This is a genomic window from Burkholderia latens (assembly GCF_001718795.1).
GTDB classification, from domain to species: Bacteria; Pseudomonadota; Gammaproteobacteria; order Burkholderiales; family Burkholderiaceae; genus Burkholderia; species Burkholderia latens_A.
On record NZ_CP013435.1, the window covers coordinates 1,395,124 to 1,408,978 of the forward strand.

At 67.2% G+C, this 13,855-nt stretch carries 12 protein-coding genes; 7 read left to right on the forward strand and 5 right to left on the reverse strand.

The window, feature by feature from the left end; all coding sequences use genetic code 11:
• Positions 1 to 241: 241 nt before the first annotated feature.
• Both WK25_RS06650 and WK25_RS06655 read left to right on the forward strand, forming a co-directional pair.
• Positions 242 to 988, forward strand: coding sequence for a MipA/OmpV family protein (locus WK25_RS06650; protein WP_069241266.1), 747 nt, complete (start codon positions 242 to 244; stop codon positions 986 to 988).
• Positions 989 to 1,265: 277 nt separating this feature from the next.
• Positions 1,266 to 1,601 carry a hypothetical protein gene (locus tag WK25_RS06655; RefSeq protein ID WP_040144922.1) on the forward strand — a complete coding sequence of 112 codons (336 nt, stop codon included), beginning with the start codon at positions 1,266 to 1,268 and terminating at the stop codon, positions 1,599 to 1,601.
• Between the two features lie 282 nt (positions 1,602 to 1,883).
• On the opposite strand, the gene WK25_RS06660 is transcribed toward WK25_RS06655, so the two are convergent.
• Positions 1,884 to 3,116 (reverse strand): transglycosylase SLT domain-containing protein, encoded by a 1,233-nt coding sequence (locus WK25_RS06660; RefSeq protein ID WP_069241267.1) that lies wholly within the window; start codon positions 3,114 to 3,116, stop codon positions 1,884 to 1,886.
• A gap of 431 nt (positions 3,117 to 3,547) precedes the next feature.
• Entirely contained in the window at positions 3,548 to 4,708 is a 1,161-nt protein-coding gene (locus tag WK25_RS06665) for a porin (RefSeq protein ID WP_069241268.1), read from the reverse strand.
• Positions 4,709 to 5,071: 363 nt separating this feature from the next.
• Between WK25_RS06665 and WK25_RS06670 the strand changes: the two genes are divergently transcribed.
• Positions 5,072 to 5,665, forward strand: a complete 594-nt coding sequence (locus WK25_RS06670; RefSeq protein ID WP_040143937.1) for a flavin reductase family protein — start codon at positions 5,072 to 5,074, stop codon at positions 5,663 to 5,665.
• Positions 5,666 to 5,705: 40 nt separating this feature from the next.
• On the opposite strand, the gene WK25_RS06675 is transcribed toward WK25_RS06670, so the two are convergent.
• Positions 5,706 to 6,602: a LysR family transcriptional regulator gene (locus tag WK25_RS06675; RefSeq protein WP_069241269.1), complete on the reverse strand. Its 897-nt coding sequence runs from the start codon at positions 6,600 to 6,602 to the stop codon at positions 5,706 to 5,708.
• A gap of 97 nt (positions 6,603 to 6,699) precedes the next feature.
• On the opposite strand from WK25_RS06675, the gene WK25_RS06680 reads away from it, so the two are divergent.
• The 4 genes from WK25_RS06680 (at position 6,700) to WK25_RS06695 (ending at position 11,845) form a co-directional block, all read left to right on the forward strand.
• Positions 6,700 to 7,998, forward strand: coding sequence for a CitMHS family transporter (locus tag WK25_RS06680; RefSeq protein ID WP_040143939.1), 1,299 nt, complete (start codon positions 6,700 to 6,702; stop codon positions 7,996 to 7,998).
• A gap of 39 nt (positions 7,999 to 8,037) precedes the next feature.
• Positions 8,038 to 9,399, forward strand: a complete 1,362-nt coding sequence (locus tag WK25_RS06685; RefSeq protein WP_069241270.1) for an acyclic terpene utilization AtuA family protein — start codon at positions 8,038 to 8,040, stop codon at positions 9,397 to 9,399.
• Positions 9,399 to 9,710: a hypothetical protein gene (locus WK25_RS06690; RefSeq protein ID WP_069241942.1), complete on the forward strand. Its 312-nt coding sequence runs from the start codon at positions 9,399 to 9,401 to the stop codon at positions 9,708 to 9,710. The genes WK25_RS06685 and WK25_RS06690 overlap by 1 nt, the downstream gene beginning before the upstream one ends.
• A gap of 305 nt (positions 9,711 to 10,015) precedes the next feature.
• Complete coding sequence (locus WK25_RS06695; RefSeq protein ID WP_040143941.1) at positions 10,016 to 11,845, forward strand: methyl-accepting chemotaxis protein; 1,830 nt, start codon at positions 10,016 to 10,018, stop codon at positions 11,843 to 11,845.
• 120 nt (positions 11,846 to 11,965) lie between these two features.
• Here WK25_RS06695 and WK25_RS06700 read toward each other — a convergent pair whose 3' ends face one another.
• Positions 11,966 to 12,895 (reverse strand): phosphatidate cytidylyltransferase, encoded by a 930-nt coding sequence (locus WK25_RS06700; RefSeq protein WP_069241271.1) that lies wholly within the window; start codon positions 12,893 to 12,895, stop codon positions 11,966 to 11,968.
• Positions 12,896 to 12,932: 37 nt separating this feature from the next.
• Positions 12,933 to 13,565, reverse strand: coding sequence for a lysophospholipid acyltransferase family protein (locus WK25_RS06705; RefSeq protein WP_040144924.1), 633 nt, complete (start codon positions 13,563 to 13,565; stop codon positions 12,933 to 12,935).
• Between the last annotated feature and the right edge of the window lie 290 nt (positions 13,566 to 13,855).

Genomic DNA, 13,855 nt, shown 5'->3' on the forward strand with positions numbered 1-13,855 from the left:
CCTCGGAATGCACGCGTGGTCCGTCGCCCTCCCGGGCGGCGCGGCGCGCGGCACGCGAATTCTATCCGCCGTTCGGAACGTGCGGGCAGACGCACGACAATCGGGAACACTCGAACACAATTGGGCACACATTTTCCGCAGATTCCGGACAGTCGGGCCGAGCGGCCGAACCTAGACTTCGGTCTCCTTCACTTCCTGTCCAGATATCGTGCGTCCATCCCTCCGCTCCCTGCGCTATTGCATGCCGCTTGCCGGCCTCACGCTTGCCGCCATCGCTCATGCCGAAAACCAGTATGCGATATCGCTCGGCGGCGGCTTCGCACCGCGCTACGAGGGAAGCAACCAGTATCGTGCGGTCGTCGGACCGTCGTTTTCGGCGATGTTCGGCAACGGCTTCTTCATCGATACCGGCGCAGGCGCCGGCTACCGTCTGAGCCTGCCCAACGGCGCGTTCGTGTCGGCGGCGCTGGGTTACGACGCGGGCCGCGCCGACGAAAACCGCTTCGGCCTGCCGGGCTCGGACCACCTGAAGGGTATGGGCCGGGTTCCGGGATCGGTGCTCTTCGGCTTGCGCGCCGGCGTGAAGCTGCTGGATGGCGGCGAGCTGACGATCGCGGTCGACGCGCCGGTCACGCATGCGTCGCGCGGCTTGTCCGGCCATGTCGATCTCGCGGTGCCGATATTCGAGGCCGGACGGCACGCGCTCGTCGCGACGGGCAGCGTACACGCAGGCACGGGGCGCTATATGCAGACGTTCTACGGTGTGACGGACGCGCAATCGCTGGCAAGCGGTTTCAGGCCGTATTCGACGAGCGGCGGCGTCGACAGCGCGACGCTGTCGCTCGCGTGGAACTGGGATGTGTCGCGTCATTGGGCGGTGCGCGCGACCGGCGGCTTCACTCGTCTACTCGGGCGTTATGGCGACAGCCCGATCGTGCAGACGCGCAGCAATTACTACGGGATGGCCGGCGTGACGTACAAGTTCTGAACGGAACGCACGCGTGCATCGCGCAGGACGGACGCATGCGCCAGTGCCGCGGTTGAGGCGGATCGCGTGCGGTAACATGCGTGCGGGTCCGGCGCGTCGCCAGTCCTGCGACACGCGTACGCCGGAATCGCGGGACCGCCTCGTGAAGCGCCGCCGTTCGCTGCCCGCACCCGCGAGCAGGCGGCTCGCGTCCCGCATGCAGCCGATGACGTACGAAATGACCGGCAGCCCGCATCATGCGTCGCATGAACGGCTGCGCAGGGCCACGGAGAAACCGATGAAGAACACGATCGCGATGATCGTTGCGCTCGTTGCAAGCGCAACCTTTGCAGGATGTGCGGATATGAACACGAAGCACCGGAACGCCACCGCAGGCGGTGCGGTAACGAGTCCCGCGCCGTCGGGCGCCGCGGCGACGTGCGGCGCGGATGCCGCCCCGGACGACGCGCTGATCGGCAAGACCGAGGCCGATGCGGCGCAGCTGCTCGACGGCTGCCTGTGGCGCGTGCTCGAGCGTGACGGCAAGTCGTTGCCGGGCACGATGGATTACCGCGCGGAGCGCCGCGATCTAGGCATTCGGGACGGCAAGGTGATCTGGGTCCGGCGCGGGTGAGCGCGGCGGCCGGCCGGCATGCGGCGCGATGAGAATCGGGCCGTGCGAACGGACGCGCGGGGCGTGAATTCGCGGATGTCGCGGAATTCGCGCGACGGTGCGCCGCTGTCAGGCGCAATGGGCGTGACGAATACGGGGCGATTGACGTCCCGCTGCCGGCGTGCGCACTTCAGCGTGAGTTGCTCGGACGACCGGCCATGCGTAGCAACATGAACGTGCGCGAACTCGCGCGGGCCTCGGCAAGATGATTGCCCCGCCGCGCATGCGCAACCGGCGTGCGTGTTACTTCGAGATATACCAGAGCGCGTCGGCGCTCGTGCGCGTGGACGGCGCAGCGGTTGCCGGCGTGGGTGCGGACGGCGGCGGTGTGGTCGACGTGACCGCAGTGGGCCATGTGGCAGGTGCGTTCGCCGAGGTCGATACGGGCGCCGTGTTCGCGGCGCCGGACGTCGATGCCGATCCCGACGTCGATGACGTGTTCAGATACCACAGCGCATCGGCGGACGCCGTGCGCTTGGCCGGTGCGGATGCGGACGCATTCGCGGCTGCGGGCTTTGCAGCAGGTGTCGCGATCGCGCCCGAACGCTGTCCTCCCGTGCTCGCCCCGGCGCCCGCCTGCGCCGTCATCCCGGCGGCGCCGCGCTGCGCACGCGCTTCGAACGGCCCAAGCTGGAAGATTAACGTTTGCGCCGGACGGGTCAGGACGGCATACGGAAACTGCAGCTCCCACGACATCAGCACGCGGCCCGACGACGTTTCGGTGAAGATCGCCGGCACGTGTTTCATGTCGCTGAACTGCACGTAGATGCGCGCGCCGTCGTCGAACACCTGGGTCGGCTTCGCCTGGTCTGCACCGGTGATGGTCCAGCCGAAGTTGTACGTGCCGGCCGGACCGGCAGGTCCGCCTTGCGGCTGCGGCGGCGGGGCGGCCGGTGCGAGCGAGCGCGCACGCGCGACGGGCGGCGCCGACACGCTCAGGCTCGCGAACGGGTTGTACGCCTGCACCTGTTGCGGCGGCGTGAAGGAGGGCGGCAGGATGGGCATGGGAGTATCCGGCGAATCCGGCAAGGTCCGGATTGCATCATAGACCTTGCGGGCATACGCGAGGCGCTTGTCGGGCGACGAGGAGTTGTACGCGCCGATCGCGTTCCAGTTCGCGCCGAGCTGGCGGATGTTCTGCGACAGAATCCACGCGCCGACGTAAGCGTTCGTGCACGCGTCGAACAGGCTTTCGCGCGTGATTCCTTCGCGCGCGAGCGTCGGCAGCCACGTGCTGTTGATCTGCATCAGGCCGATGTCGACGGTGCCGTTCGTGTTGGTGTTGACCGCGTTCGGATTCATCCCCGATTCGACCTGCGCGATGCCGCGCAGCAGGCTCACGCTGACTTTCTGAAACGTGGCCGCATCGTCGAGGCAGTCGGCCCGCGCGAGCGCGTGCAGCGCGCACGACAGCGCGATCGTCGCGGCGAGCTTCGGCGTGGCGTGGCTGATCGAACGGATAGTCTGACGCGGCATGACAGGTTGGGGCGGGATCCGGCCGCCCGGTGCAAGGAAATTACGCAGACGCGAAGTGTGCCATAGCGAAAGGGCAAATGGCTCGCATCAAACTTTCCTTTGCAATTACAGCCGCATTTGTCGCGTATTTTTTCGCGCGGCGTTATTGCAGCGCAACGTAATGGAATCAGCAAGAATGGCGGCTTTTGCGAACCCCCGCGCGGCGTTGCTGTCGTGAACGTGACGCGACACGTCACTTATGCCGCGAATGCAGCAATGAAAAGAATGGCCGAAGCCGGACGACCGCCGCGCGCCCGTGACGGGCGGCGAAAACGAAAGCGGCGGCCGCAGCCGCCACGTCGATGCGTCGCGCCGCGCGCTCCGGCAGCGGGAATTCGCGCTGCGCTGTCGCGGCCGTCCGCGCGATATCGCGCGCAGCCGGCCGATGGCGGTCAGAAGCGGTGACGCAGGCCGAGATTGACCATCGTCTGCGAACTCGTGCCCGCATAGCCGTACGACCCGATCGACGCCTGCGCGGCCATCGATCCGCCGTTGCCGTCGCCGGTCTGGCCGCTCGCATGCTGGTACGCGGCGGTCAGATACACGTCGGTGCGCTTCGACAGCGTGTAGTCGGCGCCGGCCGACACCTGGTGATACGTCGCGGACGTATCGCCGCCGGAGCGCGTATAGCTGTAGCCGAGGCCGACCAGCAGCGCATTGGTCGCCTGGTAGTTCACGAAGCCTTGCCCGGTGTTGTAGTGCTCGTTCGAGCTGAACGCCGAGCTTGCGTCGCGGCGATATTGCGCGTTGCTGTAACCGACGCCGAACGTGAACGGGCCGGCGACGTACTGTCCCGCGATGCGTGCGATGCCGATCGAATGCGCGCTCGCATACCCGTTGTTGATCGGACCGTCGAAGGTGCCGTCCGACGAACTGGTCCAGCCGTTGCGCAGCCCGTTCGACGCAGGGCTGTTGGTCGCGTGGAAGTAGCCGCCCGCGACGCTGAACGGACCGTTGTTGTACGACACGGCGGCCGAATACGACTGCGCGGCGCCGGTGCTGCCGGCGATTCCGCCGAACGAGTACATCGCCGCGAACTGCAGGCCCGCATAGACGGCCGACGTGTACTTCACCGCATTGTCGACGCGGAAGCTGTTGTCGTAGTTGTCGACGTCGCCCGCCGTCGCGAACACGCTGCCGAGATAGTTGTCGGCGGTGATGCCCTGCACGAGATCGACGAGCGGATCGTACTGGCGACCGAACGTGAGCGTGCCGTAGCGCTCGCTCGTGAGTCCGACGAATGCTTGCCGGCCAAAGAGCCGATTGCCCTGGCCCTGCCGGCCGGTGCTCGGATCGAACCCGTTCTCGAGCTGGAACAGCGCCTTCAGCCCGCCGCCGAGATCCTCGGTGCCCTTCACGCCCCAGCGGCTGCCCGCGAGGTTGCCCGCGCTGCTGTTGCCGAGCATCCACGCGTTGTCCTTGCCCTGCGCGTGGTTCACGTACGTGAGCGACGTGTCGATCACGCCGTACAGCGTGACGCTCGACTGCGCATGCGCAACGGGCGTCGCCGCGACTGCTGCAAGCGATATCAGCGAGAAGGTCGTGCGTTTCATTTCATCTCCTTGCGTATTGATTGGCCGGGGTTGCTTGCCCGAACCGGAATGGCAGGAGACTACCGAGCCGTCGTCGAACGGCAAAAATGAAATTCTCCGATGTGACCTAAAGCAGACAGTCGCATGCTGCGACAAGCTCCATTGAGAGATGCGCACTATTGAGCGACGTGTATCAATCGGGCCGAATTTTGGAATGGTGCGGCGCGCGTATTGCCGGATTCGAGATAATTCGACGTGAATTCGTGTTGAACGGCACGGTCGGCGCGTTTGTCGTCGATTCGTCAATTAATTATTGAAGGAATTGGATCGCGCGCGGCGTGGCAGATATGCTATTTACGTGCGCGCTGCCTACCAGGAACCCATATGGACAGTCACATCGCACCGGTGGAGCTGAACAAGGCTTACCGTCTCCTCAACCACGGTCCGACCGTGCTCGTGTCGGCACGCCACGACGGCGTCGACAACGTGATGGCCGCCGCGTGGGCGTGCGCGCTCGATTTCCTGCCGCCGAAGCTGACCGTCGTGCTCGACAAATCCGCGAAGACGCGCGAACTCGTCGAGCGCAGCGGCGCGTTCGTGATCCAGATACCGACGGCCGCGCAGCTGCGGCTCACGCATGCGGTCGGCAGCCGCAGTCTCGCCGAGCAGCCGGACAAGCTGCGCGAGGCGGGCGTCATGCTGTTCGACGTCGAAGGGCACGACCTGCCGTTCGTCGCCGGCTGCTCGGGCTGGCTCGCGTGCAAGCTGATTCCCGAACCGCACAACCAGCAGACCTACGACCTGTTCATCGGCGAAGTGATCGGCGCGTGGTCCGACACGCGCGTGTTCCGCGATGGCCACTGGTATTTCGAATCGGCCGACCCGGCGCTGCGCAGCCTGCACTACATCGCGGGCGGCAACTTCTACGCGATCGGCGAATCGCTGCACGTCGACCCCGATCGGACGGACGCGCAGTAAGCGACGCGGCAGTACCGCCCGGTCGTCCGAAGTGCGCGATTCAGCCGCGCTTTTTCAACGCCGCGAGCATCGCGCCGGCGAATGCCGCGGCGACGCGCGGCAGCGTGCGTCCGCGTTTCGCGACGAGCGCGATCGGGCGCACGAACGCCGGGTCGTCGATCGGCTTGGCGACGAGGTCCGGCTCGGCGCGCACTTCACGCGCGGTCGCGGGCAGGATCGTCACGCCGAGGCCGCCGCGCACCATCGCGACGGCCGTCATCATGTACGTCGGCTCGCACGCGATCTCGGGCGTGCAGCCGGCCGTCTCCAGCGCGCGATCGACGACGCTGCGCACGCTCGTGCCGCGCGCGGTCAACACGAGCGGCACGGCCGCGACGTCGGCGGTGCGCACGCGGCGCTTGTGCGCGAGCGGATGATCCTTCGGGCACACGGCGACGAGCCGGTCCGCGCCTGCATACAGCACGTGCAGCGACGCGTCGAACGTATCGCCGCCGGTCAGCCCGAGATCGGCCTCCTCGTTGCGCACCAGCGCGGTAACGAGGCTCGCGACGCCGTCGCGAATGTCGAAACCCGCGCGCGGCACGTCGCGGCGGAATGCCTGGATCAACTCCGGCAGCAGGCTGGACGCGAACGTCGGCAGGCACGCGAGCCGCACGGTGCCGCTCGCACCTTCCCCGAGCGCCCGTGCATCGCGCAACACGCGCTCCATGTCGTCGAGCGAGCGTTGCAGCAGCGGCAGCAGTTCGCGCCCGGTCTGCGTGAGCGCGACGCTGCGGCTGTTGCGGTCGAACAGCCGCGCACCGACGATTTCCTCGAGCCGACGAATCTGCACGGTCAGCGCCGGCTGCGACAGATGCAGCCTCGCAGCCGCGCGCGTGAAGTTGCCGGCGTGCGCGACGGTGACGAATGCGCGAATGTCGCGAAGGTTGAGATCCATAATCGTTCGTGATTGCTGCGATCAAATCATTTCAATTGTACTATTGCTGCGCCGACCTTACGCTCGTGCCCAATAAAAGACAAGGTAGGAGACACCGATGCTGCCGTTACTCGGGCTGGGCACGATCGTGGTGCTGCTGGCCGCGATCCTGTCCAAACGCATGTCGCCGCTCGTCGCGCTGATCATCGTGCCGATCGCGGCGTCGCTGATCGGCGGCTTCGGGCTGCACACGAGCAAATTCGTGATCGACGGGCTGAAGGGCCTTGCGCCCGTGGTCGGGATGTTCGTGTTCGCGATCCTTTATTTCGGGACGATCACCGATGCCGGGACGCTCGATCCAATCATCGACCGCATCCTGCGCGCGGTCGGCACGCGGCCGACGCGGATCGTGATGGGCACGACGCTGCTCGCGCTGCTGATCCACCTCGACGGCTCGGGCGCCGTGTGTTTCCTCGTGACGATTCCGGCGGTGCTGCCGCTGTACGACCGGCTGAAGATGGATCGTCGCGTGCTGGCCGCCGCGGTGTCGATGGCTGCCGGGATCAACTTCCTGCCGTGGACGGGCCCGATGATCCGCGCGTCGGCGTCGCTGCACGTGCCGGTGTCGGCGCTGTTCAATCCGCTGATTCCGGTGCAGGCGATCGGGCTCGCGTTCGTGTTCGGCGTCGCGTACTGGCTCGGGCGGCGCGAGGAGAAGCGGCTCGGCCTGACGCGCGACGATGCGTCGATCCCGCTGCCCACGCGCGAGCTGAGCGCTGACGAGCGGGCGTTGCGCCGGCCGCACCTGTTCTGGTTCAACCTCGTGCTGACGCTCGTCGTGCTCGGCACGATGGTCGTGATGGGCGAGAAGATTCCGCCCGCGATCATGTTCATGGTCGGGCTGTGCATCGCGCTGATGGTGAACTACCCGGACGTCGACATGCAGAGAAAGCGCATCGACGCGCATGCGCGCGCGGCGCTGATGATGGCCGGCATCCTGCTCGCGGCCGGCGTGTTCACGGGCATCATGCAGGGCAGCGGGATGCTGAAGGCCATGGCGCAGGCAGCGGTCGGCTTCGTGCCGCCGTCGATGGCCGGCCATATCCCGGTTGCGCTCGGCCTCGCGTCGATGCCGCTCAGCATGCTGTTCGATCCGGATTCGTTCTATTTCGGCGTGCTGCCGGTGATTGCCGAAGTGGCCGGCCAGCTCGGCGTGCCGGCCGTGCACGTCGGGCAGGCGGCGTTGCTCGGCCAGATGACGACCGGGTTCCCGGTCAGCCCGCTGACGCCCGCGACGTTCCTCGTCGTCGGCCTGTGCGGCATCGAGCTCGCCGAGCACCAGAAGTTCACGTTTCCGCTGTTGTTCGGCGCGTCGATCGTGATGACGATCGCGTCCGTCGCGCTCGGCGTTTTCTGATTTTTCCCCGGTGCGCGAGCGCCGGATGACGGTACGGACATGACTGCACAGCCTCTACACGAACGTTGCGTGCGCATCGGCGCGGGCGCCGGTTACTCGGGCGACCGGATAGAGCCCGCGGTCGAGCTGGCCGAACACGGGCAGCTCGACTATCTGGTTTTCGAATGCCTCGCCGAACGCACGATCGCGATCGCGCAGCAGACGCGGCGCAACGACCCGTCGCTCGGCTACGATCCGCTGCTCGACGCGCGCATGCACGCAGTGCTGCCGGTGGCGGCGGCGAAACGCGTGCGCATCGTGTCGAACATGGGCGCCGCGAATCCGCGTGCGGCAGCGCGGCGCACCGCGCAGATCGCACAGTCGCTCGGCATCGCGGGGCTGAAGATCGCGGCGGTCGAAGGCGACGACGTGCTCGACGTCGTGCTGCGCGGCGCGTTTCGCTTCGAGGAGTCGGGCGACGAAGTCGCCGCGTATCGCGACCGCATCGTGTCCGCCAATGCATATCTCGGCGCCGCGCCGATCGTCGCTGCGCTCGCGGCCGGCGCGGACGTCGTGCTGACCGGGCGCGTCGCCGATCCGGCGCTGTTCGCCGCGCCGCTGATCCATGCGTTCGGCTGGCGGATGGACGACTGGAACGCGCTCGGCCAGGCGACGGTGGTAGGCCATCTGCTCGAATGCGCGGGGCAGGTGACGGGCGGTTATTTCGCGGACCCCGGCTACAAGGACGTGCCGAATCTCGCTCGGCTCGGGTTTCCGATCGGCGAGGTCGCGGCCGACGGCTCGGTCGTGATCACGAAGGTGCCGCATGCGGGCGGCCGCGTCAGTGCGGCGACGTGCAAGGAACAGCTGCTGTACGAGATTCACGATCCGGCGCGCTATCTGCAGCCCGACGTCGTCGCGGATTTCACGCGGGTGAGCGTCGCCGAAGAAGCGCCGGACCGCGTGCGCGTGAGGGGCGGGCGCGGCAGCGCGCGTACCGATACGCTGAAAGTGTCGGTCGCTTACGTCGACGGCTGGATCGGCGAAGGCCAGATCTCGTACGGCGGCCCCGGTGCGCTGGCGCGTGCGCGGCTCGCACGCGACATCGTCCGCGAGCGGCTCGCGCTCACCGGTGTCGCTGCGACCGAGCTGCGCTTCGATCTGATCGGCGTCGATGCGCTGTATGGGGACGCGACGCCCGCCATGCGCGGCGAGCCGGCCGAGGTGCGCGTGAGGGTCGCGGGCCGGACGGCGACTGCGGCCGAGGCCGCGCGCATCGGCAACGAAGTCGAGACGCTTTATACGAACGGGCCGGCGGGCGGCGGCGGCGCGTTCAAAGCGGCGCGCGAAGTGATCGCGGTGCAGTCGGTGCTGCTGCCGCGCGCGGCCGTGACGCCGTCGTTTTCATTCGTGGAGGCATGATGCAACTGCGTGAACTGGCGCATGCGCGTACCGGCGACAAGGGCAATACGCTGAACGTGTCGGTCATCTGCCGCGATCCGCGGCACTACGAACACCTGCGCGCGCATCTCGATGCGCGGGCGGTGAAGGCGTGGCTCGGCGGGATCGTGCACGGCGACGTCGTCCGCTACGAGCTGCCGGCGCTCGCCGCGTTCAACTTCGTGCTGCACGATGCGCTCGGCGGCGGCGTCACGCGCTCGCTTGCGCTCGACGCGCACGGCAAGTCGGTGAGCGCCGCACTGCTCGCGATCGACGTGCCGGAGCCCGCGTGATCGCGTAAATCGCGGGATGCCGTCGCGCCCGGCGCGCGGCGTCGACGTCGCGGTTCGGTTGCATGGCCCGTCGCGCAGCGGTCGGGCAGGTCGATACCGGCCGGGTCTGCGTGGAATCGGCGGGGGCTTCCGGCTTGATCGCTGCGCAGGATCTGGCAGCGGGATGGATGTGCCGCAAGGGGCGCCCACATTTTTTTCGTTGGTCTGACCAGTCTAACCTCAAGTTGGACGGCGGGCGGCCGATAGAACGACTGCGAGCACCCATTGATTACTCGAACAACGCGGCAACGGAGATCATCGTCATCATGCTGTCATCGATTCGCGCCCGGATTCTGGCGACTTGCGTCGCCATCGTCGTCACGGCCCTCGCCGTGACTGGCGGCCTCGTGTATTACGTCGTGAAGCAGCACAACGACGAAACCATCGACCAGAACCTGAAGTCCGTGCTGGCTGGCCATGCAATCGCGATCGACGAATGGATCGCGAGCCGCGCGCAACAGACGCAGGCGCTCGCGGATACGCTGACGGTCGGCGACGGCGATCCGCTGCCCGCGCTGACGCTGCTTGGCAAGTCGGGCGGTTTCCAGGTGCTCACGCTCGGCCAGCCGGATCGCACGGCGGTGTCCAACGTGCCGCTTGCCGCAGGTTACGATCCGACCGCGCGCCCGTGGTACAAGCAGGCCGTCGAGGCCGGCCGGCTCGTCGTCACGGCGTTGTACCTCGACGCGTCGACCGGCAAGCCGGCGTTCGCGTTTGCCGCACCGATCATTCGCGCCGGCACGCTGAAAGGCGTGCTGGCCGCGAGCCTCTATATGGAGCGCGCGAGTGCGATCGTCGCATCGATGCACCCGACGCCGGCAAGCTTTGCATTCCTGGTCGATCGTAGCGGGCGCGTGATTGCAGGCGCGAAGACGGATCTGATCATGAAGCCGGCAACGCAGTTGTCGCCCGATCTGACGCCGGAGCGCCTCGCGGGGCTGCAAGCCGCGCCGGGGCCGGTGGCGGTCGACATCGACGGCGCGACCAAGCTGCTGCGCGCGCAGGCGATCGCCGGCACCGACTGGTCGCTGGTGATGGCGCTCGACCGGTCGGACGTGACGGCCGGCATGCGCGCCGTCGCGACGACGACGCTCATCGCGATCCTCGTCGTCGCGTGCGTGGCGGCCGCGCTCGTCGGCGCATTGACGAACGCGGCATTCAAGCGCGTGCTGCTCGTGCGCGACGCGCTCACCGACGTGGCGAGCGGAAGCGGCGACCTGACGAAGCGGCTCGAGGCCGACGGCTCCGACGAAGCCGCGCAGATCGCGCGCGCATTCAATCTGTTCGCGGAAAAGATCAGCACGATCCTGCTGAAGATCCGCGGCTTCAGCGAATCCGTGAGCGTGGCGAGCGCGGAAATCGCGCAGGGCAACCAGGATCTGTCGAGTCGCACCGAACATGCGGCATCGAGCCTGCAGGAAACCGCCGCCGCGCTCGAGGAGATCGCCGGCACGGCCCGCAATTCGGCCGATTCCGCGACCCAGGTGAACCGGCTTGCGGAATCCGCGTCGGGCGTCGCGCTGCGCGGCGGCGAAGTCGTGAGCCAGGTGGTCGCGACGATGGGCGAAATCACGAAGGCGTCGAGCGAAATCTCGAACATCATTGGCGTGATCGACGGCATCGCTTTCCAGACCAACATCCTCGCGCTGAACGCGGCGGTCGAAGCTGCGCGCGCGAACGAGCACGGGCGAGGCTTCGCAGTGGTCGCGGGTGAAGTGCGCACGCTCGCGCAGCGCAGCGCGCAGGCGGCCAAGGAAATCAAGCAGCTGATCCAGTCGTCGGTCGAGAAGATCGAGGGCGGCTCTGGGCTCGTGCAGACGGCCGGCGCGACGATGGACGAAATCGTCGACGGCGTGCGCAGCATCAGCAGCGTGATCTCCGAAATGACGATCGCCGCGAACGAGCAGAGCACCGGCCTCGCGCAGGTCAACCAGGCGGTGTCGCAGCTCGATCACTCGACGCAGCAGAACGCGGCGCTCGTCGAGGAATCGGCCGCCGCTGCCGCGCTGCTGCGCGAACAGGCGGCGCAGCTCGCGGAGATGGTCGGCGAATTCAAGCTGGCTCGACCGCGGGTCGCCGAGGCGGCAGGGGCGTGAGCGCGCAGTCCGCACGATGCGGGGTCGCGCGCATGGGCGGCCGCTGCATCGTGCCGAACGCGCTGCGCGAAGGCGATTGACGGCCGTGTACGCCACGGGCGGCGTAGCGCCGCCCATGCATCACAGGTACAGATAGCGCACGAGATGGAAGAACACCGGCGCGGCGAAGCAGACGGAGTCGACGCGATCGAGCATCCCGCCGTGGCCCGCGATCATCGAGCCCCAGTCCTTCGTGCCCAGCGAGCGCTTCACGGCCGACAGCACGAGGCCGCCGACGAAGCCCGCGATCACGATCGCGAGCGAGATCCCGAACGCCGCGCCAAAGCCGAACGGCGTTACGCGATATAGCGAGGCGCCGCACAGTGTCGCGAGCAGCCCGCCGCCGATGAAGCCCTCGACCGTCTTCGACGGCGACAGCCGCGGCGCGATCTTGCGGCGTCCGAACAGCTTGCCGACCACGTACTGCAACACGTCGCTGATCTGCACGACGAACAGGAAGAAGAACAGCAGCAGCGCGTTCTGCCCGGTGTAGCGCGGAATGTCGAGAATCAGCACGGCAGGCGCATGGCTGAGGCCGTACACGCACACCATCAGCGCCCAGTTGATCTTCGCGTTGCGGCTCAGGAATTCGCGCGTGTCCTGCGTAAGCGCCGAGACCAGCGACATCGCGAAGAACAGGTGCACCGGAACGAAGATCGAGTACATCCCGTACCAGTTGATCGCGAGCAGCAGGTATTGCACCGGAATCGCGATGAAGAACGCGATGAACAGCGTCGTATGGTCGCTCGCGGTCGTGGGCGTGAGCGTGATGAATTCGCGCAGCGTCAGGTACGACAGCAGCGCGAACACGAAATACGTGACGTTGTTGCCGAGGCCGATCGCGATGACCATGATCGCGATCATCGCCCACCACGCGCGGATGCGCTGGTTGAGGTTGACGATCGTCGCGCTGGTGCCGCCGCTGCGCGCGCCGAGGATCGCGCCGATCACGGTAGCGAGCGCGAGCACGCCGGTGACGCCCGCGACCAGTTCCCAGAAGAGAGTACGCATGAAGAGATCCGGAAAAGGAAAGAAGAGGGCGCCGGGTTCAGCCGGCCGGCCGTTGCGGCGGCGCGAGCGCGACGATCGCGTCGCGCATGCGGGCGAGGAAGGTGGGCTTGTCTTCGCCGGCGCCGAGTGCTTCGTTTGCGCCGAAGTGCACCTTGCAGATCAGCGGGACCGGCCAGATCGTGCCCTTCGGCATGATCCGCTGCAAGTTTTCGAGGTAGACCGGCGCGAGCGCGACGTCCGGAAATTCGGTCGCGAGATGGAACAGCCCGCTCTTGAACGGCTGAGGCAACACGTCGGCGCCGCGCGTGCCTTCCGGGAAGATGATGATCGAGTGGCCTTGCCGCAGCGCATCGCGCACCGGGTCCAACGGATCGCCGCCGCTTTCGCGGTGACGGTCGATCAGCACGACGTTCAGCAGCTTCTGCGCGATGTGACGCTTCAGGTCGCCGCTGTCCCAATAGTCGCGCGCCGCGACGGGCCGCACCACGGCGCGCACGTCGCGCGGCAGCGCGGCGAGGATCGCGAGCGTGTCGATGTGGCTCGTATGGTTCGAGAAGTAGATTTTCTGCGTTGGCGAAGGGGGCGCCTGATGCCAGATCGGATACGCGCCGGCGACGAGCCGCACGATCGACAGCAGGAAATCGCGCTGCCACACGTTGACGATGTTCATCGGCGCGGCGCCTCCTGCGTGCATGCCCGCGCGGCCGCGGATGTGCGGCGGGCGGATTCCCGGAATGCCGGCGCGGCAGGATGCGCGCCGAACGGCCATTGTTCAAGTTTTTTCAAATTCGTGGCTGCCTGTCGCAGGGCCGAGATCACCGGACGATACGCCGCGCACGTTGCGCGCAGGCGTATCGCCGTTCGACGGTGTGATATTCGGCTGTTGCACGAGCGCCCGTTTGCAGTTCGAATGGATTGCTGCATTTGCGGGCCAGCGGATTATCGCGAGTTTCCGCCGAA